The following is a 26,645-nucleotide window of genomic DNA, read 5'->3' on the forward strand; positions in this document are numbered from 1 at the left end:
TAATTAACTTTTATAAATTTAGCTACAGCAATATATAATGTCTGCTGTAGCTATTTTTATGCAGACAATAAATGATGCTATCCACCTGAAATGAGTATGCTTCAACCCAGGATATTAGATGCAAATATAAAAATCTGTATCTATATAAACAAGAGCAAGAATGTTTAATATTGTTATCAATGTCACAGCATAATTCCGTTACTATAACTGACGTGCAAGCAGCACAAAAGCGAATTTTGGGGATTGCCCACCGCACGCCTGTACTAACATCTAGAATCGTTAACGATCGCACCAATAGCCAAGTATTCTTTAAGTGCGAAAACTTTCAACGCACAGGGGCATTTAAATTTAGAGGGGCGTACAATGCCCTAGCCCAACTATCGGTAGTACAAAAACAAACAGGCGTTATCACCTATTCATCAGGAAATCATGCCCAAGCGATCGCTTTAGCTGGACAATTACTAAATATTCCCACCACTATTGTCATGCCTGATGATGCACCTGTTGTCAAACAAACTGCTACTCGTGGCTATGGTGCAGAGATAATTTTGTACAATCGCCAAGAAACAAACCGGGAAGAATTAGCTCAAAATTTAGCAGATGAGCGCTCTTTGACACTCATTCCCCCTTACGATCATCCCCATGTCGTTGCTGGACAAGGGACAACCGCTTTAGAACTAATCCAGGAAGTTGGTGAATTGGACTTACTATTAGTTTGTTGTGGCGGTGGTGGATTACTTTCAGGATGTGCGATCGCAGCCAAATCACTTTTACCCAATTGTAAAGTAATCGGCGTAGAACCAGCCCTTGCCGATGATGCTACCCGCTCCTTTCACACCAAAACTCTGCAAACAGTCAAAAATCCTAATACCATCGCCGATGGTGCGCGGACTCCTAGCCTTGGGAAAATTACTTTCCCCTTAGTGCTGCATTACGTCGATGATATGGTGACGGTATCTGAAGAGGCGATTCTTCGTACCATGTTTTTCTTGTGGGAACGTCTGAAAATTGTCGTTGAACCTACTGGAGTATTAGCTGCTGCTGCTTTACTCGAAGGTGTGGTGACAGCACCAGAGGCGAGAGTTGGTGTCATCATTAGCGGTGGAAATGTAGATTTAGCGCAAGTTGGTAAATTGTTTTCTGTGGGATTGAATTGAAAAGTTAAATTCCCAGCAAAGTTTCTACACAAATTGGGCATTTATTCAGTTAAACTTTTACTTTGCCATTGCTATTCACACCAACAATCATTGACGGTGGCTCATTACTAACAATTGGCGATTCACCTCGCAATCGCTTCCGGCGTTGGTTTTTAGGAACTCCTCCCGCCATACCATACTCTACACTGCTTTTGCCATATTTAGCCCCGATGCCCATGAGTATGTGTTCTGTCATGTCTGCCAACTGCTGCTCTGTTTCTAACATTTCACGGTATATCTTATCTAGGTTAGAAAGCGCAGTGTTGTAAATATTTTCTTTATTTCGCATTGTCTCAATTAGGCTTGAGTACGCAAATAAAGTGAGTCCATTACTCACGTCTAAGTTTGGATCGATTGAACTGATACTAGCTGCACGACGTGCTGCTTTTTCTAGCACTTGGGAAGTTCTTTTTAGTCTAGCCATAAAATCTACCTTTTAATGCAGTTATTTATTTGGTTATCAGTTCTCGAATTCACTGATTTAAGCTTCTTTACTTTAAAAAACTTCCGTATCGATCAGCCTGAGAAAATTCCTGCAAATCTCTATTAACTTTTATTACACTGTAAATTGCTAATAAATCAGTAAATTACGCAAAAAAGTACTCAAACCCCAGTTTGAGAACTCAATATTAGCTTTTGAGTACTAAATATACTTAATTGAGTACTCAAACCCCAGTTTAAGAACTAAATATTAGCTTTTGAGTACTAAATATACTCAATTGAGTACTCAAACCCCAGTTTGAGAACTAAATATTAACTTTTGCGTACTAAATATACTCAATTGAGTACTCAAACCCCAGTTTGAGAACGCAAATCGCCTTATGAGAAGTTTTTAATTTATTACCCCTCGCGGGGAGTGATGTCTGGCGACAAGAAGCGTAGCTCTCTACGCAAGCCAAATAAATAGCTTAGTGGCGTGAGGATGAACAGTAAACCTAAGAATACTGACCTGCCCAAATCAACCTGTCCCGTTCTTCTAACCGCTCTGATTGATTAAATTGGAGAATTGCAACAGTTACGCGCCCAACTGCTGTCAATGGTGCAATCTCTGCTCCATTCAGCTGAAAATGATCGCTCCATTTTTGAGTCCTTGGATTGAAAAAGGGTGTTAGTTTCCCCGTTTCAGGATCGATTGACCCCAAATCAGTACCCTTTGCACGATTACAATATGGACAGGCAAGAGCTAGATTTTCTGCTTCAGTAGTGCCACGATGTTTTTCGGCAATAATATGTTCCATCTCAAAGCTAAATAGTGCCCCACTCTGAGGAAATAAGCAGTACTCACACCTTTGGTTCGCTCTTTCAATTACGAGTTTCCGTAATTGGGCTGATACATAAGTCATGGGTTTTGGCGCAATTGCTCGAAGGTATGAGCTTTTGCCATACGGACAAGATGTTCAATGGTCAGATAGCGTTCTAGTTCAGCTTCACCTTTAGCTGAAAGTGTTCCTGCTTTACTTTGTGCTAGCAAATCACTGACACGGGCTTGGAATTCTGGTGAGGGTCGGATTGCTAGAATTTGTTCTGGTGTAGGCTGACTGGCTAACAAGCCAATAATCTGTTTCTCATCGAGAAAATTGCCAGACTGTTCGCTCAATAACTCTTTTAGACCGCGTTCTACTATCTCTTGTAAGCGGTCTTGGAACGGCTGTAATTGCTGTCCTAGCTCCTCAGATACCTCGACAGTGATTTGCATCATCTAGCTCTGTTATTTTTTAAATCTATCTATTAGCTATAAGTCTAGCTATAAATTTATCTATTAGTTTGATTTTACAAGTATCTGGTATAACTAGTTACTGCGATCGCAGTTTTGATAATGGGATTGATGTGGGCGATCGCATTCTTACCAACTGTTTCAAATAAGCGATGTCTACGACGGGCTACACCTACGCATTCTTAGCAAATGTGTCAAATTGGAAAAAGATTCAACTAAATGGATTCAACGTGGATATACCACAATCCTCAAAATCCTTAATATTTCTAGTAATAAGTGTCAAAGAATGTATTTTAGCTGTTGCCGCAATAAATATATCAGCTTGCGAGCGCGGTTTACCTTGAGTTCTTAAAAAACCTCTCAATTCACCCGAACACTTGGCAATTTCTAAGGTGATGGGGAGAATTTGACAGTGAGTGAAGAGAAAGTTTTCAAACCAGTTTTGGATTCTAGCATTAGGCTTGGCTGTTAAACCATGAACCTATCCCACTAATAATATTTTATTAATCCAGATGTGGATTGTAGCAAGGTTAATGAATGCGTCAAAGTAAACTTTTTGACGTTCCCATCTAACGACAAGACGGCGGTATTTGCGCTGATACCAAGCAAAACAACGCTCCTGCTGAAATCTTGGCACAGAAATTTTGATAGGTCTCCCTTTGTTTTTCTTTGTTTTCCAGACTCGTTTTGGTATTTGGGGTCGAATACCGCGTTTACGGAGGGAAGCACGCTGTTGTTTTGAGTCGTAACCTTTATCAGCAGCTAGAACTTTGAGGCGTTTGCGTGGTCTGCCTCGTTTCAATGTTTTGAGCTTGACTTTATCAAGTAGAGGTAACACTTGTTCTCTCTCGTTACCGTTGGCTGGGGTCGTAGAGTTAGCAAGAGGCATTCCATTCCCCTCTGTAAGCGTGTGTATTAAAATACCTTTTCCTTTGCCACCATAGGCAACTTCTTCACCCCCGCCCTTCCCAGGGGGAAAAAGACCCGTCAACCGCGCCAAAATCCCAATTTATCAGTCCTTTCTCATTAGCGATCGCAAGAATGCGCCCTTGTAAATATTCAAATGTTCCATCTGAGCGCCATCGCTTTAACCATCGGTGAGATGAGCTTTTCGATGCCCACATATCTCCTCTTGGTAGGTCACACCATCGACATCCAGTTATCAGAATGTACAACATACTATTTAATACATGACGATACGGCGCATGAGGCATTCCTTTGCCACGTTTTTTTGGTTCCTCGGGAAATATATCTTCAAACAACTTCCATTCCAGGTCACTCAATCCTTCAAAACGCCCAGCCATACACAGATACACTCTTGTTATACAAAAAGTAGATTACCATATCTCGGTATTAGTGGGATAGGTTCGATGGGATTGATGTAGGCGATCGCTCTTGTTTGTTTGTGAAATACTTAAGTTGAAAATAACTTGCTAAAGTTGCCTTCGGTTTAATTGCAAACATTCCATCAGCTTTGCTAGTTTGCTATCAAAGCTTTCGGGTATTACCATCTCCTTTTGCAACGCCGACAGCAGAGATTGCAGGATTTTCTTAGAGAGAAAACTTACTTGGTGGGTTGGATTTATGAGGTTTTAATGTTAGCAATAATATTTTTCAAAGGTCTTATTAAACAAGTTTTCGTTTATTTAAAATACATCTGTATACAGGGAAAATGTTTTTTCCTGCGTGGTCTATTTCATTAATAAAGTGCTACAAATGACATTTACAATCCAAAAATTGTGTTGATAATGAAATGGCGATCGCTTATTTTCCAAAAAAATTTGCTTGAAAAACCAGGAACATCAGGGCTTTTACGAATAAAGTTAACATATGTTAATATTATTTGGTTTAAGTACGGATATTGAGTATGGTTTCCATAAAGACCGTTCTAAAAAATTCAGAGCAAGTCACTCGGTTGTTTTCTCATCTCGAATTTGATGGAAAAAAACTCAATCATCAACCGGGTAGTGTGTTGGGAAGTACTGCATTGATTGCAGGAACCACAGTTGGGGCTGGGATTCTGGCTCTACCAGCCGTTACGCTGCCATCGGGTATTGTACCATCCACATCTGGACTGATTGCTGTTTGGCTCTACGCTTTAGTTTCGGGGTTATTGGTTGCAGAAGTTACCTTAAACACGATGCGAACAGAAGGGCTTTCAAGTATAGGTTTTTTAGGAATTGTTGAGAAAATCCTTGGTAAGGTGGGAGCGCGAATTGCTGGCGGTGCATATTTATTCATGCACTATGCTCTGTTGGTGGCATACATCACCGAAGGCGGAGAGATTTTAGGAACGGCGGCGACAAAAGTCTGGGGTGTGCAGATATTGCCTACGTGGGTGGGTACAACGACTTTCACGCTCTTATTTGGCGGCATTATGTATCTTGGGCGAGAAAAGTTTATTGAGAAATTAAACAGCGCCTTTGTCGGAATTGTCATCGTATCCTTCTTAGGACTATTATTTCTGGGAGGAAGGCATATTCAGAGTGCGCAACTATTATTTCAGAACTGGAGTGCCCTGGGCAGTGCGATTTCAGTGATGTCTGTGGCGCTGTTTTTTCAAAACGTTGTGCCATTGGTTGTGACGCAACTCGAAGGAGATGCCTGCAAAATTCGTCAATCCATCTTTATTGGTTCTGTAATTCCTCTAATTATGTTCTTGGCGTGGAATGCCGTAATTTTAGGAAGCGTCAGTCCCGATATGCTACATAGTACCTCTGGCGGTACAAGTGTTTTCGATCCACTACAAATTCTTCGAGCAGGTGGCGCGGGGGAATGGTTAGGAGTGCTAGTATCCATTTTTTCAGAGTTTGCGATCGTCACATCATTCATTGGATTTGTGTACGGGTTGCTGGATTTGTTCAAAGATATTTTCCTACCTGCACAGTGGCAACTTTCTAGCCGCTTACCCCTCTATTCCCTGGTTCTTTTCCCTCCCATGACTCTCGGAACGCTTAACCCCAGCATCTTTTTTACTGCCCTAGATTACACTGGAACATTTAGTATTTCAGTTCTAGGTGGAATTATTCCAGCGTTAATGAGTTGGAAGCAACGTGAAAACTCAGATAGCACAAATCAACCACTCGTTCCTGGCGGGAAGGTGACACTTATTGCGATCGTTGGAGTGGCATTAGCCATGATCGGAAGACAAATTCTGTCAATTTACACCAAATAAAACCATCAATAAAAATTATGTACTACAAAAAACTATAATTGTAGTATAAATATATTAACCATAATCAAACTGCAACATGAGAGTCAAATGACCAATGACCAATAACCAATGACTACTTAATCAAATGAGTGATTCTCAACTTGTCAAAATCAGCAAATATCTCAGCAAATATCTGCGACATACACCGGATGTCATTGGCATTAAACTTGCTCCTGGTGGTTGGGTTGCTGTTGATGACTTACTTACTGCTTGTGCTAAAAATAAGTTTCCGATTACCCGCCAGGAATTACAGGTGGTAGTTGAATCCAACGAGAAACAACGCTTTTCTTTTGATTCTACAGGTAATCTTATTCGTGCTAATCAAGGACATAGTGTAAAAGTCGATTTACAATTAGAAGCTGTTGTTCCTCCAGATCGGCTTTATCACGGCACGGGACACAAATCTGTAGAGTTAATTCTGCAAACAGGACTTTGCAAAATGTCGCGACATCATGTCCATTTATCAAAGGATATAGAAACAGCACAAACTGTTGGTGCAAGACATGGAAAACCAGTAGTTTTTGCTGTAAATACTGCGGCAATGCATCAGGCAGGTTACATCTTCTATTGTTCTGCTAATGGTGTTTGGTTAGTCGATCGCGTGCCACCTGAGTATCTACAAAAAATTTGAATTTTAACGTGAGTCTCCAACGAAAGCGCACCTACGGGAAGGGCGAAAGAAAACTGCGTTTTCTTAGGAGTTCAACGAGTGCTATTTTGACCTCTCCCTCAGCCCCTACCAGGAGCTACGGTGTACACACAAGTGTTGGTGCAGTGTATCTATCCCGCCTCGGAATAAATTCCGAGTCTCATAACCAAAGTCCTCTTTTAGAGGACTAAACAAGAAATTTAGTTTAGTCCTCTTTTAGAGGATCTTTAGCTTATCAGCCCGGAACTTTAGTTCTGGGTGGGATATTTGCTCAGTGACTAAAGCCAGCAAAAAATAGCTCGACAGTAGATGAAATTGATTCTATGTCGAACACTCAAGGGGTCAGATGATGATTGCAATACAACTTTTTTATAACTTTGTCGTCATTGAAAAGGATAAGAGAATTTGGTGACAAGGGGATAGATTTTCAACAAATCATCTCTTCTGTTGCCTTGTCTGATTGCGATCAATACTTAAAATAGCTCGTTCAATTTATGAACTCAGATCGATGTACCCATAGCGCTTGTACTCCCAATACTGTATTCTCTGATAGATTAGCTTTTGCAAAAACAGGGATTAGCAGTAATTCCATTCCGGTTGACACCTAAAAAAGTAACTTTGTAGATTTGTCTATAAAATTACAAACTCTCAATAGTAAAAATACTATCAATCTTTTAGCCTACTCACCCAATGTAGGTTAAAAATCTCACAACATAAGCATTTTAGACCTATCCAAACTCCAAGATGTCTTCTAAGCAAATTTTGTTTATCAGTAACGGCCACGGAGAGGACAACCACACCTCTCATGTTATTCAGACTCTACGCCAATTAAATCCTTCTCTTAAGATGGCGGCAATGCCGATTGTGGGGGAAGGAAAAGCTTACCGCAGCTTGGACATTCCTATTATTGGGCCCACACAAACAATGCCCTCTGGCGGATTCTTTTACATGAAGCGCCTCTATTTGCTCAAAGATTTTCAATCGGGATTGATTGGGTTAACGTGGCGACAATTACAAGCGGTGTTGCAGTATGCTCCCAACTGCGATTTAATTATGTCTACCGGGGATTTTATCTCCCAGACATTTGCTTACTTAACAAAGCGTCCTTTCGTTTCGTTTATCTCTTGTCTTTCTGCCCTCTATGAAGGGCGATTGCGTATCAATCCACTGCTGTGGCACGACCTTAATTCTTCTCGATGTCTGACAGTTTTTACCAGAGATTCCTATACGGCTTTCGATCTCCAACGGCAAGGTATAGCTAAGGCTCAGTTTGGTGGGATTCCGGCTTTAGATCGCCTCGTCCCCACTGGCAAAGACTTGTACTTGAAACCAGACGTTCCGGCGATCGCACTTTTACCAGGATCGCGGATGCCGGAAGCCGCGCGAAATTTCAGTTTGCAGTTGCAACTGGTGATAGAAATCGCCAAGGTAATGCCTTCAGGATTCCAGTTTCGCGCCGCCTTAGTACCAAATTTGATGGCGCAATTAGACGACATTGCTAAAAGTCAAGGCTGGCAACTCAATCAAGGTATACTCACCTATTCTCCTCCAGGAAGTTCGGCTGAGGAATCACCGCTTGTAGAAGTGAGATGTTATTCAGATGCCTTCAGTGATATCGTATATTACTCTGACCTCGTTATTGGGATGGCAGGGTTGGCAGTGGATTTAGCTGTAGCGATCGGCAAACCGATTATCCAGATTCCCGGAGAAGGCCCTCAATTTACCTATCAATTTGCAGAAGCGCAAACGCGGCTGTTGGGTATTTCTGCCCAAACCATCGGCACTAAACCAGCAACCCCTGAAATTCTCAAGCAAGCAGCGAAACGAGTCGTTGAAACTTTAGAAGATTCAGACTACCTCGCTAAGTGCAAAGAAAATGGCCCTGAGCGATTTGGCCCACCCGGCGCATCTGAGAGAATTGCCCGCTTTATACTAAACTCTCTAGGAGAAACTGAGTAGAAATTGCGTCAGAATTCAGGAGTCAGCACGGTTCGGTAACATGATGTGGTAGGCTAACGCCGTAATGCACCTCAATTCTGACTCGTGAAGAAGGCAGGAGGCAGGAGGCAGAAGGCAGAAGGTCGCAATACAGTGTAGGTCTGTTCGCGGAGCATCTCTGAAAGAGAAGCCTACACTGTATTGCAGGACACCAAATCAGAGATTTTGGAGTGGGGCTTAAACCCTTACTCCCTTTGGTCGCGGTAGAAGGTTGAGGGCAGTATTCTTTCTGCCTCCTGCCCTCAGCATAGTAACCTTTATTGCTAACTCCTGACTCCTAACTCCTAACTCCTAACTCCTAACTCCTAACTCCTAACTCCTAACTCCTGAATTCTTACTTACTTATGAAAGTCCGCTCTAGTTACTGGCAACTGTTGCCTTATCTTTGGCCCCAATGGCCGCTGTTAATCCGGGGATTGGCTTGTATCTTAGGATTTGTGTTATTCACCTTAGCAGTGCCCTATTTAGCAGGTCAGGTCGCTTTTTATCTCGGCCAGGGAAATGTTAACCAGATTGCCTACTGGCTCGGACTAGCCACTTTAGTATTTTTGATTCGAGGGCTTTGTCAATACGGGCAGAATGTCTTTATGATCGCTGCTGCCCTGAACATGGTTTTAAATTTGCGTAAGCGGGTTTATGCCCACCTGCACAAACTTGGATTAGATTACTTTGAAACCACACAGACGGGAGACTTAACTTATCGCCTGACTGAAGATATAGATCGCGTCGGCGAGATTGTAGACAAGTTATCTCATCAGTTTCTTTCCAATTTGTTGCAGTTAATTGCAATTCCCATTTACATGCTCTACCTGAATTGGCCCCTCACTCTTGCGGGTTTGATTTTGGCTCCTTTAATGGCTTGGTTGATCGGGCAATTTGGTCAGCGATTACTCGTGCTATCTCGCCAGAGCCAAAATCAAGTTTCCAATTTGTCGGCGATGCTAACTGAGGTATTTAGCGGGATTCGCGTCGTTCAAGCTTTTGCAGCCCAAGAATATGAAGTGAAGCGATTCAATAAAGAAGCAGAAATCAATCGTCAAGCTAAGTATCGCGCTCTACAACTCAAATCTATTCAGTTTCCCGTTGTCGGTTTTTTGGAAGCAGTTAGTATTATGCTGCTGTTTTTATTGGGAGGATGGCAGATTTCTCAGAATCAGCTGACTGCTCAAGGGTTTATCAGTTTCTTAGCTGCTGTGGCTTTACTGATTCAGCCAATCGACTTGTTGATTAGCAATTACAACGAATACAAACAGACCGAAGCTTCTGTGGAACGCATCTTTGAACTGATGGCGAAGGAACCTAGTATCAGCGAAAAACCGAATGCTCAGGAAATGCCACGAGTTATCGGCAAGGTTGAGTATCGTCATGTTGATTTCGCCTACAATCCCGACCAGCCAGTTCTTAAGGATCTTTGCTTAGGCGCTTCTCCTGGTGATGTCATTGCCTTAGTTGGTTCTTCTGGAGCAGGCAAATCGACATTAATTAACCTTTTACTTCGCTTTTATGACCCTCAAAGGGGTCAAATTCTGGTTGATGATATTGATATCCGTGATGTCACACTCACCAGTTTGCGCCATCAAATTGGCATTGTTCCCCAAGATATTACCCTTTTTTCCGGGACGATCGCAGAAAATATCGGTTACGGTCAGGAAAAATTAGATTTAGCAGCGATTCAAGAAGCGGCAGAGATTGCCAACGCCCACTCCTTTATCACCCAGTTTTCTCAGGGTTATCATACCTGGTTAGGCGAACGTGGAGTTAACCTATCGGGAGGACAACGCCAAAGATTAGCGATCGCTAGAGCAGTTGCCAACGATCCCCGAATTCTCATCCTGGATGAGGCTACCTCTGCTTTAGATTCTGAATCAGAAGCGCTAGTTCAAGAAGCACTGGAGCGAGTGATGCAAAATCGTACCGTGTTTATTATCGCCCATCGCCTGAGCAGCGTTCGTCGGGCTGACTGCATTCTCGTAATCGAACAAGGACAGGTGGTTGAAGCTGGTACCCACGCCTCCCTCCTGTCTCAGGAAGGACGGTATGCCCGTTTTTACGCCCAACAGTTATACTCTACAGATGAGTAGTATGTCAATAAATGAGTTATGAGTTATGAGTAATACCCATTACTTATTACTCATTACTTCAAAATTAAAGACAGTTGGAGTCGGGGATTTAAACCCCAACTCAATTGATACTACGTGTAATGGTCGGGGTCTTGAACCCTTGAATTTACGATAAATAATTGATGGATAAATTAAGAGTAGAGACGGCGATTTATCGCGTCTCTCTAACTTTTTCAAATCAACACCCCAGCAATACAAGCGGTGATAAAACCCGCTAACAATCCGCCAATCATTGACCTTACACCCATACGAGCTAAGTCATGCTGCCGATTAGGTGCTATCCCCGCAATGCCGCCAATGGTAATGCCAATTGAACCGATATTTGCAAAGTTACATAATGCATAAGTTGTAATAATTACTGCCCGTTGAGAGATTTTTCCACTCTCAATTAATGCTTTTAAATCCAAAAAAGCAATAAACTCATTGAGGATTGTTTTTGTACCCAATAAAGCCCCAACTTGCCGACAATCAGCCCAAGGTATGCCCATTAGCCACGCCACGGGAGCCATGAGAAAAGATAAAATCCACTGTAATGAGAGTTGCTGTAAGCCCACAAATGCCCCTAACCATCCTAAAAGTGCATTCAGGGCAGCTAATAATCCCAAAAAGGCGATAATCATCACCCCAACGTTAACTGCTAGCTTCACGCCGTCAATTGCTCCGGTGGTAGCAGCATCAATTACATTTACATAATTGGTTTCTATATATGCTTTTGCTTTGCCAGTCGTCTCTGATACTTCTGTTTCTGGGTAAAGTAATTTTGATACCACCAACGATGTGGGAGCAGTCATAAAGAAAGCAGCAATCAGGTGTTCTGCTGGGATGCCAAAGGAAAGATACGCTCCTAGTACTCCCGCCGCAATTGTGGCAAAACCACCCGTCATCACGGCATGGAGTTCTGATTGCGTCATATTCGCTATATAAGGTTTAACCATCAGCGCCGCCTCTGTTGGCCCCAAAAAGATGTTACCCGCACAGGATAAAGATTCAGAACCCGATGTTTTCATTGTTTTCATCATTACCCACGCCACCACATTTACGACTCGCTGTAAAATGCCGTAGTAATACAAGACGCTGATGAAAGCAGAGAAAAAGATAATTGTCGGTAGCACTTGGAAAGCAAAAAAATGATCTTTAAAATTTTCTCCAAAGACAAATTTTGCACCAACATCAGAAAATGCTAAAAATTGACCGACAATATCTCCCAGAGATTTAAACACATTTAAACCCCAAGGAGTTTTAAGAATCACAAGTGCAAATGCAAACTCCAATCCCAAACCCCATGCCACTATGCGCCAACGCACCGCACGACGATTAACAGAGAAGGCGTAGGATATACTGAGAAAAACTAAAATTCCCAACGCAGAGATGGCGCGTTCCATGTTTACTCCCGGAAGGTATTGTTAAGGCACTTAGTCACAGAGCATACACAAAATCTGCCTTTTTTTGGGGTTTTGTAGTCAACTACCAGAGTTTTGCTGCTGTAAATAAGAATTTAGCGATGTCTACGACGGGCTACGCCTACGCACATTCATATCTTGTTACAAAACGGTCTTCCCAAACCTTAAGCACATTTGTATTAATAGGAACAACCAATATAAACAAGAAAAAATTAATCTTGGAGGGAAAAGAGAATTATGGTGGCACTGACCGGTTATCAAATAAATGAACTAATTTATTCGGGATCTAAAACCCTAGTGCATCGCGGCATTAGAGAATCAGATAAAAAACCAGTAGTAATTAAATTGTTGCGACGTGAGTATCCGACATTTTATGAACTCGTGCGGTTCCGCAATCAGTACACCATTGCCAAAAATCTAGACATTGACGGCATTATCAAAACTTATAGCCTGGAGAACTATCAAAACAGCTATGCCTTAGTTATGGAAGATTTGGGAGGGATTTCTCTCCAAGAAGAGATGGCGAGGTGGGGAGATGGGGGGATGGGGAGAACTACTGATGGGTTGCAGACATTTTTTCACATTGCTTTGCAAATTGTCTCCATTCTTGATGGACTGTATCACAATCGGGTGATTCACAAAGACATCAAACCCGCTAACATTTTGATCAACCCTGCCACAAAAGATATAAGACTGATCGATTTTAGTATCGCCTCCTTACTTTCTAGAGAAACGCAAACTCTGACTAATCCAAATATTTTAGAAGGGACGTTAGCATACCTTTCTCCCGAACAAACTGGACGAATGAACCGGGGAATTGACTATCGCAGCGACTTTTATTCCTTGGGTGTCACCTTTTTTGAACTCCTCACCGGAGAGTTACCTTTCAAATCTGATGAACCGATGGAGTTGGTGTATTGTCATTTGGCAAAGCTTCCTCCACAGGTACATAGTCTCAATCCTGAAATTCCGCCAATTCTGTCTGAAATCATTGGCAAACTGATGGCAAAAAACGCCGAAGATAGGTATCAAAGTACATTGGGGTTGAAGTATGACTTAGAAATTTGTTGGCGTCAGTGGCGAGAAACTGGCAGGATTGATGTCTTTGAGTTAGGAGTGCGGGATATTTGCGATCGCTTCATCATCCCAGAAAAACTCTATGGTCGGCAAGCAGAAGTAGAAAGCTTACTCGCAGCATTTGATAGAGTCGCTAACCCCCCTGAATCCCTCCTTGCTAAGGGGGGACTAAGGGGGGTAGAAATGATTTTAGTAGCAGGTTTCTCTGGTATTGGAAAAACTGCCGTTGTTAACGAAGTTCATAAACCCATTGTGCGACAACGGGGTTATTTTATCAAAGGAAAATACGATCAATTTCAACGCAATATTCCTTTAAAAGCTTTTGTCCAAGCATTTCGAGATTTGATGGGGCAATTACTGAGTGAAACCGATGCCCAACTCGAACAATGGAAAGCCAAAATTATGACAGCTTTGGGTGAAAATGCTCAAGTAATTATTGAAGTTATTCCCGAACTAGAAAAAATTATTGGACAACAACCGCCAGTACCCGAACTTTCAGGGATTGCTGGACAAAATCGCTTCAATTTACTGTTTCAAAAATTTCTTCAGATTTTCACAACCAAAAAACATCCATTAGTAATATTTTTGGATGATTTACAATGGGCAGATTCAGCATCTCTAAAGTTTATGCAATTACTAATTAGTGAAAGCGAAATTCACTATATGTTAGTTATTGGTGCTTATCGAGACAATGAAGTATATCCAGCACATCCTTTGATGTTAACCTTAGCAAAAATTCGTAAAAATGGGGCAAATTTTAATACTATTACTTTAGCTTCTCTCAATCATACAGATTTAAATCATATAATTACTGATACTCTAAAATCTAACTTAGAGGTTGCTCTACCTCTCACAGACTTAGTATATCAAAAAACTCAAGGCAATCCCTTATTTACTAATCAGTTTCTTAAGTTTCTGCACGAAGAGAAGTTAATTAACTATAACTTTGATATCGGTCATTGGCAGTGCGATCTTGCTCAGGTTAGAGCATTAGCATTTACTGAGGATGTGGTAGAGTTTATGGTGCTTCAGTTACAGAAGTTACCAGAAGCAACTCAAAAAGTTTTGCAGCTTGCAGCTTCTATTGATAATCAGTTTGACCTAGCAACTCTCGCAATTGTCTATGAAAAATCTCTATCAGATACAGCAATAGACTTATGGAAAGCTTTGCAAGAAGGTTTAATCATACCCACCACTGAAGTTTACAAGTTTTATCAACAGGAATTAGAAGAATCTATAATTACTTCTGATTCCTCAATGCTCAATTCTACTTCCTGCTCCTACAAGTTTTTGCACGATCGCGTTCAACAAGCTGCTTATTCTCTAATTCCTGAAAATCAAAAGCAGACAGTACACCTCAAAATTGGGCAATTAATGTTGAGGAATATCTCGCTTGAAGAACGCGAAGGACATTTGTTTAAATTAGTCAATCAGTTAAACTTAGGAGTTGAATTAATTACTCAACCAGAGGAACGAGAAGAACTGGCAAAATTAAATCTAACTGCAAGTCATAAAGCCAAAATTTCCACTGCTTATGAAGCCGCTGTAGAATACACAAATTTTGGAATTAAGTTACTCACAGAAGATTGTTGGCAACATCAGTATGACTTGGCTTTAAAACTGTACTCAACCTCTGCCGAAGTCGCCCATCTTAACGGTGATTTTGAACAGACGGAACAATGTATACAAGTAATATTACAACATGGCAAAACACTGATAGATCAAGTCAAAGCCTACGAAGTCAGAATCTTATCTCAGGTAGCACAAAACAGAATGTGGGAAGCTATAAAAACGGGACTCCATGTTCTCAAAATATTGGGAATAGAACTGCCCGAACAGCCAACACCAGAAGATATTAACCGCGGACTACAGGAGACACAATTAGCTTTAGATGGTAAATCTATTGAAGGGTTACTAGAGTTACAAGTAATGACTGAGCCAGATAAGTTAGCAGCCATGAATATTTTGACAAATATTGCTGCTGCCGCTTATCTAGTTATCCCAGAACTCTATCCCTTAATATTATTTAAACAAGTTAATTTATCCCTCAATTATGGAAATACCGCTAATTCGCTTTATGGATATTCATCTTATGGGCTGATTCTTGGCGGGATTGTCGGAGATATTGATTCAGGTTATCAATTCGGTCAACTAAGTCTAAAACTATTAGATAAATTAAATGCTAAAGAATTCATAGCTAAAACATATATGATTGTTTATGGCTGTTTGAATCATTGGAAGAAGCATCTTAATGAACTTTTACTTCCTATACAGTCAGCTTATTATAGCGGGGTAGAAACAGGAGATTTAGAATTTGCAGGTTACTGTGCATGTAATTACTCTTTGAGTTCATATTTTGCTGGTAAAGAATTATCTTCTCTAGCACAGGAAATAGGAAATTATAGTCAAGGACTGGCACAAATTCGTCAAGAACCATCCTTACATAAAAATGAACTCTATCGGCAAGTAGTGCTTAACTTACTCTCGAAAAATCAAAATCCTTGCCGCTTAATTGGTGATGCTTACAATGAAGAAATCATGTTGCCGCTTCATATCCAAGGCAACGATCAAACTATGATTTGTTCGTTGTATTTTAATAAATTGGTTCTTTGTTATTTATTTGCTGAGTATACTCATGCTATTAAAAATGCTGACTTAGTACAGAATTATTTAGAAAGTCTTCTTGGAAGTATTATTTTTGCTCTATTTCATTTTTATGATTCTCTGAGCCAATTAGCCGTATATTATGATGCTTCTGAAGATAAGCAAGTATTCATTCTCAAAAAGGTTACAGCAAATCAGGAAAAAATGCAGAACTGGGCGCATCATGCGCCGATGAATCATTTACATAAGTTTCATTTAGTGGAGGCTGAACGCTATCGTATTCTCGGCGAATATATTCAAGCAATGGAAATGTATAATCGCGCCATTCAGGGAGCTAAAGAAAATGAATATATTCAAGAAGAAGCTCTGGCTAACGAACTCGCTGCCAAATTTTATTTGGGATGGGGTAAAGAGCAAATTGCCCAAACCTATCTGATAAACGCTTACTACTGCTATGTTCGTTGGGGCGCTAAAGCCAAAGTCTATGATTTAGAAAAACGTTATCCTCAATTACTTGCCCAGATTCTCCAATGGGAAACAATTCGCCTTAATCCTACAGAAATAGCATCTACTCTCCATAACATGTCCCTATCTACTTTTACTGCTGATACGACAATTTCATCCAGCAGCGCCAGCATTTCAGATGCTTTAGATTTAGCAAGTGTTTTCAAAGCCTCTCAAGCACTGTCTAGCGAAATTCATTTAGAGAAGTTGCTCTCTACATTAATGCAAGTGGTAATGGAGAATACTGGAGCGAAAAAATCTGCTTTAATTTTACTTAAAGATAATATTTGGGTGATTGAAGCAATCGCAACATCTCAGCAAGTGCCAACTATTCTGCAATCTATTCCCATTGAGTTCAGCCAAGATATTCCTCTGACTCCAATTAACTATGTCAAACGCACCTTAGAAACATTGGTAATAGATGATGCAACTGTGAACAATTCCTTCACCTCCGACTCATACATTATCCGACAACAACCGAAGAGTTTGCTGTGTACTCCAATTCTCCATCAAGGGAAGTTAATCGGCATCCTTTACTTAGAAAATAATCTAATTGCTGGAGTGTTTACTCATGATAGATTGCAAGTAATCAACCTATTGTGTTCACAAGCTGCAATCTCTTTAGAAAACGCTTCTCTCTATCAGCGATCGCAAGAGAATGCCCAACAATTAGAACACTCGCTTACAGATTTAAAACAAATGCAACTACAACTGGTACAAAGTGAGAAAATGTCAGCATTAGGTAATTTGGTTGCAGGTGTAGCCCACGAAATCAATAACCCTGTAGGCTTTATTGCAGGTAATATTCAACCTGCTGTTGATTTAGTCGAAGATTTATTTAACCTCATCGAGCTTTATCAAGAAAAGTTTCCAAATCCAGGTGTAGAAATTGAAGAAAAAATTGCCGAAGTTGACCTAGAATATATCCGAGAAGATTTGCCAAAAATGATTTCTTCGATGAAATTAGGTATCGATCGAATTCGGAGTATTAGCAATAGTTTGCGAACCTTTTCCAGAGCAGATACAGAAAACAAAGTTGCTTTTAATATTCACGATGGTATCGACAGTGCAATTTTGATTCTGAAGCATCGTTTAAAAGCATCGGAACTACATCCAGATATTAAAGTAGTGAAAAAATACGGGGATATATCTTTAGTCAAATGTTTTCCTGGACAACTTAATCAAGTATTTATGAATTTATTGGCAAATGCGATTGATGCTTTGGAGGAGTCCAATATTCGACATAATTTTCACGAGATTAATAATAAAATTGAGATTAAAACTTGTTTGAGTGAAGACAAAGAGCGAGTTTTAATTTACATTCAAGATAATGGGATGGGAATGTCTGAGGAAGTCAAACAAAAGATTTTTGACCATTTATTTACAACTAAATCTGTTGGGAAAGGTACAGGATTAGGATTAGCGATCGCTCGGCAAATTATTGTAGAAAAACATGGCGGTACTCTAGATGTTAATTCCGTACAGGGAGAGGGTACAGAATTTGTGATTCAAATTCCAATTTAAAATTACCCCTCTTGGCGCGGGTAGCCAAAGCTAAGATGGCTGCCAATGAGTGTGTAGAAGTCATTTGGCGCGTGTGCGGCACCCCCTGCACAACCTGGAACCTTGCATTTATCGCTAACAGTTTGGGCGACTTTTGAAAGCTTGGTAGTGTGTGGTGTCATGTCCCATCCTTCACCACCATAGCTGCTTGTGGTTTTTTCAATATTATGCAAAACGATCGCTTCCAGCTGCCAACCATTGATTTTACACTCGCCCAAACGATAAATTTTAGACAATGCTGGATCTGATAAAGCTAAACGTAACTCTTTTTCTATTTGCGTAAAGTCAGGCTTTTCCGGCTGCATCTGCAAGTAAGCAAGCAATTCTGCGGCTGATGTGCCAGTTCTAAAAAACACCAATGCGTAACCGTCTCCCCCAGAAACGACTCTCCAATCAACTAAGGTGAGTTCTGGTGACTGCGCCAGCGCTACAATCAATGAAGTGTCAGTTTGGTTATTTGTGCCAGTTATTCCGCCATAACCAGACTCGATGCCAAAATTGCGATCGCAAACACCAATAATTTGCCAGACATAGTGTGCAACAGTAACTATAGGTTCATCTCTTTGTATACCCGATACTACTTCAGCATAGTTGCTCTGGTCAACATACAAATCGTAAGAACCTGGAGTATTGGAGTTTCCACATGGCGCATTGATTAATTTGCCAACAAAGTGGCAATGTTTAAAGCCAGACAGTGGATGCTGGCGCACCAAAGCCGCAAGGCGTTCAGCATCAGACAAAGCAAAAGTGGCACTGAAGTAGTAGTGAGGGCCTTGTCTGCACTCTTGGATTTCCCAGAACCAATCCTGAAATTTACTCACTATATAAAGATAAATACAACGACATAACGACCAAGATAACTGGTGATAGATAAGATCGAACACCCAGGATATAGCGGTTTTCGCTTAGGTGCAGTACATTTTTGACCTCACTTCCATTCCTCTCTCCTTTTAGGAGAGAGGCTTTGAATCTTACTCCCCAACGCTAGTAGGGAAGGGGTTGGGGGTTAGGTCTGTACTGCACTCAACTGAGAACTGCTATATAATCTCTAAGCGATCGCTGTGACGTGTCGGGTTGCTGACAGACTCACCCAAAAAAACGCTCATAATTGTCATGGCTACCGATCCAAAACCATGTCACTGTGTCTTGTTCCAAAACTCCAAGTGCTCGACAGCCTCGCGTTACCCTCACTGACCAAATCCCTTCCTGATTGTTGATGCACTTGAAATGTAAAGACGGGTGAAATGGATTTTCTGCCCACAGCTTATATGCTTTCCTGGCACTTTGCCTAATTTCGCTGCTCAACTGTCGATACTCAGACCAAAAGGAAGGAAGTACTGCTGACTTCATAGCTGGTCGTAGTTCATTGCAGTAGCTTGTCCCTCTGCAATTTCTTGTTTGGCTTGTTTAGCAGCAGTAATAAGTTTTGATTGTGTTCTCTGAAACGATTCATTCCATCTGATTTCATCTTGCAGATCATGAATGTACTCTCGCAGATGCTCTGCAATCCGATCTTGCACCTCAATGGGTAAAGATTCCATCATTTTGATTACGGTGGTAATTGCTGCTGACGACATGGTGAATTGCTCTCGTACAACACTTTGCTCTTAAAGCTAACACCGATCGCCTCTCTCTATTCATCAAGCTCTCATGCCTAACGACATCATTGACTCTAATCCAAACGCAATGAGCAAGTGTGGTGCGTAGCCGTAGCCCGTCGTAGACATCGCTCAAATACCCAATTATTTTAAAATGTTCAACAAATGCAATGTTAGCTTGTGCCACTACTTAATAATAGTCACGATACCTGACTAGAATAAATACTTGCTGTACTTAATGTAGTGGAAAAGACTTCTTATTGATGAGATAGTTGTCAGTATTTTGCCAATAGCTGCGGTTGAACTTAGTTCCCATCGCTCCATAGATTTGGCTTCCATGCTATGGCCTGCCATATTACGAATAGATCCGATTGCTTGTGAGATATCACGTTGTTTAGTGTTAATGAAACTATAAGCAGTTCCCAAATCATCCCTGTAAGCATACAAAACACCGTTGGGTAATTCTGAAATGCCAGACTTTGCTCCAATTTTTTTTACGTCAATAGTTCCAATTTCAATAGAAAGCCTTCTCAAAATATCCTCGTAAGCTCTTCCCGAACATTCGATAGCACTTCTTGGGTTATCTTGATAAGTAAGAAGACTAGCTACCAATTCCTCAAGTTCACTGTGGGTAAGCCATTGGAAAACCTCATCACCAAGGACTCTGTTTAAGTAAAGTCTTACTCCTACATCATCTAGCAAATCTCTAGAAAAATCTTCTGTTAGCTCTTTTACCTCTAATTCATACTCTTTGATGATTAAAGATCCTTTAGCATCAATTAAATTGCAGGTCTTAGCCCACAGACTTAGCAACTCGAAAATTGCTTTAATATCCTTATTAAAAGAGTAAAAATAACTTAGCCTCCTAGCTGATACTTCGAGGCTATCTCCCATCGCTAAGTGACGAAGAAAAAGAATAAAAGGCTCCCATGCTTGAAGCCACTTTCTAAATACAGCAATCTTCAACTTTTCAGAAGGTTTAGCAGTAAGCAACTCAGAGCATTGCTTGACCGTGGCAAAATAACCATTATCTTGGTTGTCTATCATTCTAAGTAAGCAAGCCGCATCAACTGCACTTTTGACATAGGGCTTGCTTTTTCCTGTATATTTTTCCAAAGAGTCTAGGTTGGCTTTACTATAGGAACTACGAATTACCATATCCATCACTAGACTCACTGATACTTTGTGAGCAGGTAGTTGATAAGTCAGATTCTCGATCATCGTCAAAAATTCCGTGAGTAGCTTTGAAGAAGGTAATGATTTTGCTGGTATCCCATTCACTCATGTCAACATTAATTGAAATAGTAGTCGGCATAACACTCAGTGTTGTACCCCGCAAGGACGGTAGCTCGATATGAGATTTAGATTCAGCAGCAGGTGTCTGGCTGACCGATGAATGATCCTTGAAAACTGGCGTAGAATCAATCACATCTATCTGCTCAGAATCAAGACCTGAAGACTCTTCTTCTAACGTTGAATCAGACTTATCAGAATTACATGCTGCATCAATTAAAGATTTCGCATTTTGACTCCATTCGATACGCGATGGCTGTCCTCTCCTGCCATTTATAAATTTACCAAGTCCCGTCAACTTTGTGATCCTTCTTCTCTACGACTGAATTTCTTAGTCAGGATAAAATCGCTGTGCTTTCGCGCAATTGTTACCAAGTTTATATCAGTGATACTTTCTTCAAGGATGCCTAAACGAGATGACAGACTATCTTTAATAATGTTGTTTGTCCAAAGTGTACATTCTTGAAATGTTGCACATAAATCACTAAGTGATAATTTCATGCTCACTCCGCATGATGTCTTAAGCTTAACAACTTGTTATTATTTTATAGTGTTTCTTGTGTCTACTTGTATTTTACAACCCCATAAGCGTGCGATAATGTGCTTAAATTTGCGCGACGGTTTCAGACTTGCGCTTGGTCTCCCATTGACTACGGTTAAATAATTATTGCCGCAATTGATCAATTTTAACCTTGATTAAGTAATTGTATTCTCAACTGAATTTCAAGTTACAAAATAGAAAATGGTGTTGGGTATTGCAATTTTATGAATTTACCATTAAGGACATTGGGAGTTGCACCAAATGCGTGGACAGTGAATGATGCGATCGCAGATATCACTCGTCTTCAAAAGACCCCACAACCGATTATTTTATCAACAGAAACTAAAACCCTGCGCCTAGACTTGGCAAAGACTGCTATCCTCGTCATTGATATGCAAAACGACTTCTGTCACCCTGATGGCTGGTTAGCGCATATCGGTGTGGACGTAACTCCAGCGCGTCAGCCTATTGAACCTTTGAATAACTTACTTCCAGAACTGCGTGAGGTTGGCGTTCCAGTGATTTGGATAAATTGGGGTAATCGTCCCGACTTGCTCAATATTAGTGCTAGTTCGCGCCACGTCTATAATCCCACAGGGGAAGGTGTGGGATTGGGCGATCCACTACCAAGCAATGGTGCTAGAGTACTTATGGCAGGTAGTTGGGCTGCGGCAGTAGTAGACGAGCTAGAACAGATACCCGAAGATATTCGTGTGGATAAATACCGCATGAGTGGGTTTTGGGATACACCTTTAGATAGTATCTTGCGGAATTTGGGAAGGACAACATTATTTTTTGCTGGTATTAATGCCGATCAATGTGTGCTGACTACCTTATGTGATGCCAACTTCTTAGGATATGACTGCGTGTTGGTTAAAGATTGCACCGCTACCACTTCTCCTGAATATTGCTGGCTGGCGACATTGTACAATGTCAAACAATGCTTCGGTTTTGTTACTGACTCGCAAGAAATTTTAACAGCGCTGCAAAATGGTGAGGAGTGAACCAATTTTGGATTTTGGACTTCGACTTCGCTCAGTCGAACGATTTTAGATTTTAGATTGATCCCATGCATTAATGCTCTTTATTCGCTCAATAATTTTAGATTTTTTCTCGCGTTTAAATTCGCTTACTCTCAGAAAATTTTGAATTTTGAATTATTCAATCCAAAATCCAAAATTTAAAATCTAAAATTCTGTGATTCAGGACTTGGATTTTAGGAATTTTCATACCCATCGATAACTTCAGAGGGGATAAATAAATGTACGCTACTCGTTGTGTAATTCCGGTTATCAAATCTAGCAAAGATTACCAAGTATATCGCATCAGTCCCGACGCCTCTAATCGATTAGCAATTATCTTCGATTCGACAAATGCTAATACTTCTTTGACTTGCTGCATAGAAATTTTTGATGTTGGTGGGCAAACACCCCCAAATCGCCATCAGTGGGCGGTGGAAATGTTTTTTGTTCTCAAAGGGGAAGCGATCGCTATATGTGACGGCAAGAGTGCCACGATCAAAGCTGGAGATAGTTTATTAGTCCCTCCCACTGGTACTCATTTGATTAAAAATACTGGTTCTACTCGCTTGTACACGTTGACTGTGATGATTCCCAATGAAGACTTTTCGGAATTGATTCGCAGTGGAATTCCGGCGGAGTTAGATGAAGAAGATATGGCAGTAATAGGGAGATTTGATGCTTTGATGCCTTGTTAAAGATATTTGAAACCTCTGTTTTATTTCTCTCTCCTACAAAGCTACGGTGTACACACAAGTTTTGCCGTAGCTATATCTTTATTAATAAATGAAATCTCACATTGCGCTTCTATCTTGCCTCGCCTCTGCCTTTCCTGCTCAAGAATAGCCTGCCTTAACGTGAGTCTCCAACGGAGGCGCATCTGCGGGAAGGGCGAAAGAAACAAGTCAAATCCTCTTTCCTTCTGCCTCCTGCCTCCTGCCTCCTGCCTCCTGCCTTATTTCTTAGGAGTTCGATGAACCTCTCCCGGACAACCTCCCTCTCGCACGGGGAAAGGGAGGAGCAACGAGAAATTAGGGTTTTCTCCCCTCTGGGTGTCGGCTACGGTGTACACACATCTCTAAAAATCCTACCCACCCAATATTTCTGTTCAAGTGAAAGTCCCACACTGAGCAAATATCCCGCCCTGAACTAAAGTTCCGGGCTGATAAGCGAAAGTCCTCTAAAAGAGGACTAAACAAGAAATTTAGTTTAGTCCTCTTTTAGAGGACTTTCGTTATGAGACTTGGAATTTATTCCGAGGCGGGATAGATACACTGCACCAACACTTGTGTGTACACCGTAGCTCCGTGTCCAAGAGGGGTTGGGGGAGAGGTCAAAAAAGGGTTTGTCGAACTCACGTTGCCTTAACAGATAAATTTCCACAAAGCCAAGCGTATTGCACTATCTAGTCCGCAATAACTGCACGAAAGTATTACTCACCGTATTGTCTTTGGTGTCGGCGGCGTATTGAATCAATTCTTCTCGCAGTTTTTTGGCTGCATCTATCTCAAGTAAGGTTGCTAGCAAGAAATAAACGCCACGAAATCGGGGGTCGCCCATTCTATCAACTAATAGTCCTTCGGCGGCATCAGTTTCGCCGAGAAAGTTTTGCACTAAGAAGAAATCCATGATTTTATCGTGGCGGAAATACCATTCTTTCTTGGCTTCGCCTTTTTCATCTTGCCACTGACGGCTGACTACCATTTTGTATTTCTCGTCTGATAAAGACATGGCGACTTGGTGAAATTCATCGGCGGGTAAGGCTTGTTTGTCTTGGAGTCGCATTTCGTAGACGGCGGCTGAGAATTTCTTCAACGGAAATTCTTGATTCCATTCTTTCAGGTATTCTGCCGCCATTAAATTGTATTGCTGTTGTTGCAGGCGAAATAAGTTTGGGTGTTTGCCTTGTGATAACATCAGCGCTACCACAGTTAGATCCATTGGATTGGAAAGAATTCGGCGAATAGCATCTAACTCTTCTTTGGCTTGTTTCTCTTGGAAGACTTCTGTTAAATAATCGGTGCAGGCTTTGGCGTAATCAGCACCTTGAATTTTGGCATCTTGGGGTAGTCGCGGCTGACGGGATATCAAAAACTCTTGAATTTGTTGTTGCTCAAGGGGCTGCAATTTATATATCTTGGCTGTTGAGGGTGGTGTCCACTCAAGGGGCTGGGTAGTCATTATAATGTTGCCCCGGAAATAGCTTTCGACAAACTGGCAGATTTTGGCGCGGGTTTCGGCGGTGACTTCGTTGAGTCCGTCGATGCAGATATCTATCGCGCCACTGTAAATTAGGTTTTTTAGGAAGCTGGCATCTTGGGCTTGGCCGTGTAGCTTGTCTTGGATGGCTTCAATTACGCCTTTATGACATTTCTGGGCGGGGAGATAAACGACTATGCGCTCTTGATTTTTCAACAGATGGCGGAGAAACATCGATTTGCCTAAGCCGGAATCTCCTTCTAAGATAATTTGTCCTTGAATACTGGGTAAGGCTGCGGTAATTGGCAGGATGTCTCCTGAGATGGGAACTTTGACTTTAGATTCTGGAAAGTATGATTGGTCAGAAAAATTATCTAAGCCAGCATCGGCTAATAGAGAAGGTTTGAATGGTTCAAATAATTTGCGCCGGAAGGGGGGAAACCAGGTGAGGAGAAAGCCGACATAGCCGACGCCTAAGATTCGGCGTACCCAAGGGTTCCAGAAGAAGATGGCTTGGACTTGGGGAAATTTCGGGTAAGCGAAGATGAGGGCTAGCCAAAAGGCAGCATGAATCAGGATGGTGATTCTGGCTTTGAAAAACCACCGCCAATATTCCAGATGATTAATTACTGACTGCACCGCATTCGCATCAGTGGGGTAGACTTTTTTAAGGTTGTTGTAATGGCTTTGCAGTAAATTAATATCTTGCCATTTCCAAGGAACGTTTTTGTTAGCGGCAACTTCGGAAATTTGCTTGGCTAAGTCGTTGCGTAAGCGTTCTAGTCCTTGGCTGTTATTCCAAGTTTGCAGAAATACATTGAGGGTTTTGACACCTTCATTATGTGAGAGTTTGTCAGGAGTTGCTTGAGGAGAGCCGAGCCATTTCAATAAAGTTTTCACTTCCTCAGTGCCACCGCCCAGGAAATAGGTTAGAAAACGCCAATTTAAGTATTCTGAATTACCAGGCTCATAAATATTATTCAGAATTACAACAACCTCCTTTAACTCCAGTTTTTTAATATTCGCTAATGCCACTGCCGCCCTGCCACGAACAATTGAGTCAACCTTTTCATCCTTGAGGATATTGAGGATTTCAGGGATGTATTGAGCCGCCGCCTGCCCGAAGTTGCTCAATGCCACTGCCGCACTGCCACGAACAATTGAGTCAACCTTTTCATCCTTGAGGAAATTGAGGATTTCAGGGATGTATTGAGCCGCCGCTTGCCCGAAGTTGCTCAATGCCTCTGCCGCACTGCCACGAACAATTGAGTCAACCTTTTCATCCTTGAGGATATTGAGGATTTCAGGGATGTATTGAGCCGCCGCTTGCCCGAAGTTGCTCAATACCTCTGCCGCACTGCCACGAACAATTGAGTCAACCTTTTCATCCTTGAGGATATTGAGGATTTCAGGGATGTATTGAGCCGCCGCCTGCCCGAAGTTGCTCAATGCCACTGCCGCACTGCCACGAACAATTGAGTCAACCTTTTCATCCTTGAGGATATTGAGGATTTCAGGGATGTATTGAGCCGCCGCTTGCCCGAAGTTGCTCAATACCTCTGCCGCACTGCCACGAACAATTGAGTCAACCTTTTCATCCTTGAGGATATTGAGGATTTCAGGGATGTATTGAGCCGCCGCCTGCCCGAAGTTGCTCAATGCCACTGCCGCACTGCCACGAACAATTGAGTCAACCTTTTCATCCTTGAGGAAATTGAGGATTTCAGGGATGTATTGAGCCGCCGCTTGCCCGAACTTGCTCAATGCCTCTGCCGCACTGCCACGAACAGATGAGTCAACCTTTTCATCCTTGAGGATATTGAGGATTTCAGGGATGTATCTCGCTGCCGCCTGCCCGAAGTTGCCCAATGCCTCTGCCGCACTGCTACGAACAACTGAGTCAACCTTTTCATCCTTGAGGATGTTGAGGATGTCAGGGATGTATCTCGCTGCCGC

General features: G+C 41.6%; 19 protein-coding genes and 1 pseudogene. 8 read left to right on the forward strand and 12 right to left on the reverse strand.

The window, feature by feature from the left end; genetic code table 11:
* Positions 1-179 precede the first annotated feature (179 nt).
* Positions 180-1,157, forward strand: a complete 978-nt coding sequence (locus RMX89_RS14395) for a threo-3-hydroxy-L-aspartate ammonia-lyase (RefSeq protein ID WP_322689397.1) — start codon at positions 180-182, stop codon at positions 1,155-1,157.
* A 49-nt stretch (positions 1,158-1,206) separates the two neighbouring features.
* On the opposite strand, the gene RMX89_RS14400 is transcribed toward RMX89_RS14395, so the two are convergent.
* The 6 genes and pseudogenes from RMX89_RS14400 to RMX89_RS14420 all read right to left on the reverse strand — a co-directional run bounded on the left by RMX89_RS14400 (position 1,207) and on the right by RMX89_RS14420 (position 4,214).
* Complete coding sequence (locus RMX89_RS14400) at positions 1,207-1,620, reverse strand: hypothetical protein (RefSeq protein ID WP_322689398.1); 414 nt, start codon at positions 1,618-1,620, stop codon at positions 1,207-1,209.
* A gap of 511 nt (positions 1,621-2,131) precedes the next feature.
* Positions 2,132-2,539, reverse strand: a complete 408-nt coding sequence (locus RMX89_RS14405; RefSeq protein ID WP_322689399.1) for an HNH endonuclease signature motif containing protein — start codon at positions 2,537-2,539, stop codon at positions 2,132-2,134.
* Complete coding sequence (locus RMX89_RS14410; protein ID WP_322689400.1) at positions 2,536-2,895, reverse strand: hypothetical protein; 360 nt, start codon at positions 2,893-2,895, stop codon at positions 2,536-2,538. The genes RMX89_RS14405 and RMX89_RS14410 overlap by 4 nt, the downstream gene beginning before the upstream one ends.
* A gap of 226 nt (positions 2,896-3,121) precedes the next feature.
* A pseudogene (locus RMX89_RS34510) lies at positions 3,122-3,373 on the reverse strand (type II toxin-antitoxin system VapC family toxin); the annotation flags it as partial.
* A gap of 18 nt (positions 3,374-3,391) precedes the next feature.
* A complete protein-coding gene (locus RMX89_RS14415; protein ID WP_322689401.1) occupies positions 3,392-3,910 on the reverse strand; it encodes a transposase in 519 nt (172 codons plus the stop codon).
* Entirely contained in the window at positions 3,864-4,214 is a 351-nt protein-coding gene (locus RMX89_RS14420; RefSeq protein ID WP_322689402.1) for a transposase, read from the reverse strand. The genes RMX89_RS14415 and RMX89_RS14420 overlap by 47 nt, the downstream gene beginning before the upstream one ends.
* A gap of 563 nt (positions 4,215-4,777) precedes the next feature.
* On the opposite strand from RMX89_RS14420, the gene RMX89_RS14425 reads away from it, so the two are divergent.
* From RMX89_RS14425 to RMX89_RS14440, 4 genes are all read left to right on the forward strand, one after another.
* On the forward strand, positions 4,778-6,085 hold the full coding sequence (locus RMX89_RS14425; protein ID WP_322689403.1) for an amino acid permease: 1,308 nt from the start codon (positions 4,778-4,780) through the stop codon (positions 6,083-6,085).
* Positions 6,086-6,209: 124 nt separating this feature from the next.
* Positions 6,210-6,755, forward strand: a complete 546-nt coding sequence (locus RMX89_RS14430) for an RNA 2'-phosphotransferase (RefSeq protein WP_322689404.1) — start codon at positions 6,210-6,212, stop codon at positions 6,753-6,755.
* A 762-nt stretch (positions 6,756-7,517) separates the two neighbouring features.
* A complete protein-coding gene (locus RMX89_RS14435; RefSeq protein ID WP_322689405.1) occupies positions 7,518-8,732 on the forward strand; it encodes a lipid-A-disaccharide synthase-related protein in 1,215 nt (404 codons plus the stop codon).
* Positions 8,733-9,115: 383 nt separating this feature from the next.
* Positions 9,116-10,852 (forward strand): ABC transporter ATP-binding protein, encoded by a 1,737-nt coding sequence (locus tag RMX89_RS14440; RefSeq protein ID WP_322689406.1) that lies wholly within the window; start codon positions 9,116-9,118, stop codon positions 10,850-10,852.
* A 212-nt stretch (positions 10,853-11,064) separates the two neighbouring features.
* Here RMX89_RS14440 and RMX89_RS14445 read toward each other — a convergent pair whose 3' ends face one another.
* Complete coding sequence (locus tag RMX89_RS14445) at positions 11,065-12,273, reverse strand: NupC/NupG family nucleoside CNT transporter (RefSeq protein ID WP_322689407.1); 1,209 nt, start codon at positions 12,271-12,273, stop codon at positions 11,065-11,067.
* Positions 12,274-12,528: 255 nt separating this feature from the next.
* Here RMX89_RS14445 and RMX89_RS14450 point away from each other — a divergent pair, with 255 nt between their 5' ends.
* On the forward strand, positions 12,529-18,000 hold the full coding sequence (locus tag RMX89_RS14450; RefSeq protein ID WP_322689408.1) for an AAA family ATPase: 5,472 nt from the start codon (positions 12,529-12,531) through the stop codon (positions 17,998-18,000).
* A 2-nt stretch (positions 18,001-18,002) separates the two neighbouring features.
* Here the strand turns inward: RMX89_RS14450 and RMX89_RS14455 are convergent, their stop codons facing one another.
* The 4 genes from RMX89_RS14455 to RMX89_RS14470 all read right to left on the reverse strand — a co-directional run bounded on the left by RMX89_RS14455 (position 18,003) and on the right by RMX89_RS14470 (position 21,228).
* Positions 18,003-18,860, reverse strand: coding sequence for a hypothetical protein (locus RMX89_RS14455; protein ID WP_322689409.1), 858 nt, complete (start codon positions 18,858-18,860; stop codon positions 18,003-18,005).
* Between the two features lie 525 nt (positions 18,861-19,385).
* Positions 19,386-19,616 (reverse strand): hypothetical protein, encoded by a 231-nt coding sequence (locus RMX89_RS14460; RefSeq protein ID WP_322675137.1) that lies wholly within the window; start codon positions 19,614-19,616, stop codon positions 19,386-19,388.
* A gap of 234 nt (positions 19,617-19,850) precedes the next feature.
* On the reverse strand, positions 19,851-20,801 hold the full coding sequence (locus tag RMX89_RS14465; RefSeq protein WP_322689410.1) for a hypothetical protein: 951 nt from the start codon (positions 20,799-20,801) through the stop codon (positions 19,851-19,853).
* On the reverse strand, positions 20,782-21,228 hold the full coding sequence (locus RMX89_RS14470) for a hypothetical protein (RefSeq protein ID WP_322689411.1): 447 nt from the start codon (positions 21,226-21,228) through the stop codon (positions 20,782-20,784). The genes RMX89_RS14465 and RMX89_RS14470 overlap by 20 nt, the downstream gene beginning before the upstream one ends.
* 467 nt (positions 21,229-21,695) lie before the next feature.
* Between RMX89_RS14470 and RMX89_RS14475 the strand changes: the two genes are divergently transcribed.
* The gene (locus RMX89_RS14475; RefSeq protein WP_322689412.1) at positions 21,696-22,475 is read left to right on the forward strand and encodes a cysteine hydrolase family protein; all 780 of its coding nucleotides are present in this window, start codon (positions 21,696-21,698) and stop codon (positions 22,473-22,475) included.
* Positions 22,476-22,732: 257 nt separating this feature from the next.
* Positions 22,733-23,188 carry a cupin domain-containing protein gene (locus tag RMX89_RS14480; protein ID WP_194042486.1) on the forward strand — a complete coding sequence of 152 codons (456 nt, stop codon included), beginning with the start codon at positions 22,733-22,735 and terminating at the stop codon, positions 23,186-23,188.
* Between the two features lie 703 nt (positions 23,189-23,891).
* On the opposite strand, the gene RMX89_RS14485 is transcribed toward RMX89_RS14480, so the two are convergent.
* Positions 23,892-26,645: HEAT repeat domain-containing protein (locus RMX89_RS14485; protein ID WP_322689413.1), on the reverse strand; the 2,754-nt coding region annotated here is incomplete at its 5' end.

The sequence above is a fragment of the Nostoc sp. DedSLP04 genome, from assembly GCF_034530775.1.
Classification (GTDB): Bacteria; Cyanobacteriota; Cyanobacteriia; order Cyanobacteriales; family Nostocaceae; genus Nostoc.

What these genes read in the sequence shown, in the direction of transcription:
- RMX89_RS14400 (WP_322689398.1), bottom strand. Translation starts at nt 1,620, where the DNA reads ATGGCTAGACTAAAAAGAACTTCCCAAGTGCTAGAAAAAGCAGCACGT.
- RMX89_RS14410 (WP_322689400.1), bottom strand. Translation starts at nt 2,895, where the DNA reads ATGATGCAAATCACTGTCGAGGTATCTGAGGAGCTAGGACAGCAATTA.
- RMX89_RS14420 (WP_322689402.1), bottom strand. Translation starts at nt 4,214, where the DNA reads ATGGCTGGGCGTTTTGAAGGATTGAGTGACCTGGAATGGAAGTTGTTT.
- RMX89_RS14405 (WP_322689399.1), bottom strand. Translation starts at nt 2,539, where the DNA reads ATGACTTATGTATCAGCCCAATTACGGAAACTCGTAATTGAAAGAGCG.
- RMX89_RS14440 (WP_322689406.1), top strand. Translation starts at nt 9,116, where the DNA reads ATGAAAGTCCGCTCTAGTTACTGGCAACTGTTGCCTTATCTTTGGCCC.
- RMX89_RS14460 (WP_322675137.1), bottom strand. Translation starts at nt 19,616, where the DNA reads ATGTCGTCAGCAGCAATTACCACCGTAATCAAAATGATGGAATCTTTA.
- RMX89_RS14465 (WP_322689410.1), bottom strand. Translation starts at nt 20,801, where the DNA reads ATGGATATGGTAATTCGTAGTTCCTATAGTAAAGCCAACCTAGACTCT.
- RMX89_RS14475 (WP_322689412.1), top strand. Translation starts at nt 21,696, where the DNA reads ATGAATTTACCATTAAGGACATTGGGAGTTGCACCAAATGCGTGGACA.
- RMX89_RS14425 (WP_322689403.1), top strand. Translation starts at nt 4,778, where the DNA reads ATGGTTTCCATAAAGACCGTTCTAAAAAATTCAGAGCAAGTCACTCGG.
- RMX89_RS14445 (WP_322689407.1), bottom strand. Translation starts at nt 12,273, where the DNA reads ATGGAACGCGCCATCTCTGCGTTGGGAATTTTAGTTTTTCTCAGTATA.
- RMX89_RS14395 (WP_322689397.1), top strand. Translation starts at nt 180, where the DNA reads ATGTCACAGCATAATTCCGTTACTATAACTGACGTGCAAGCAGCACAA.
- RMX89_RS14435 (WP_322689405.1), top strand. Translation starts at nt 7,518, where the DNA reads ATGTCTTCTAAGCAAATTTTGTTTATCAGTAACGGCCACGGAGAGGAC.
- RMX89_RS14480 (WP_194042486.1), top strand. Translation starts at nt 22,733, where the DNA reads ATGTACGCTACTCGTTGTGTAATTCCGGTTATCAAATCTAGCAAAGAT.
- RMX89_RS14430 (WP_322689404.1), top strand. Translation starts at nt 6,210, where the DNA reads ATGAGTGATTCTCAACTTGTCAAAATCAGCAAATATCTCAGCAAATAT.
- RMX89_RS14450 (WP_322689408.1), top strand. Translation starts at nt 12,529, where the DNA reads ATGGTGGCACTGACCGGTTATCAAATAAATGAACTAATTTATTCGGGA.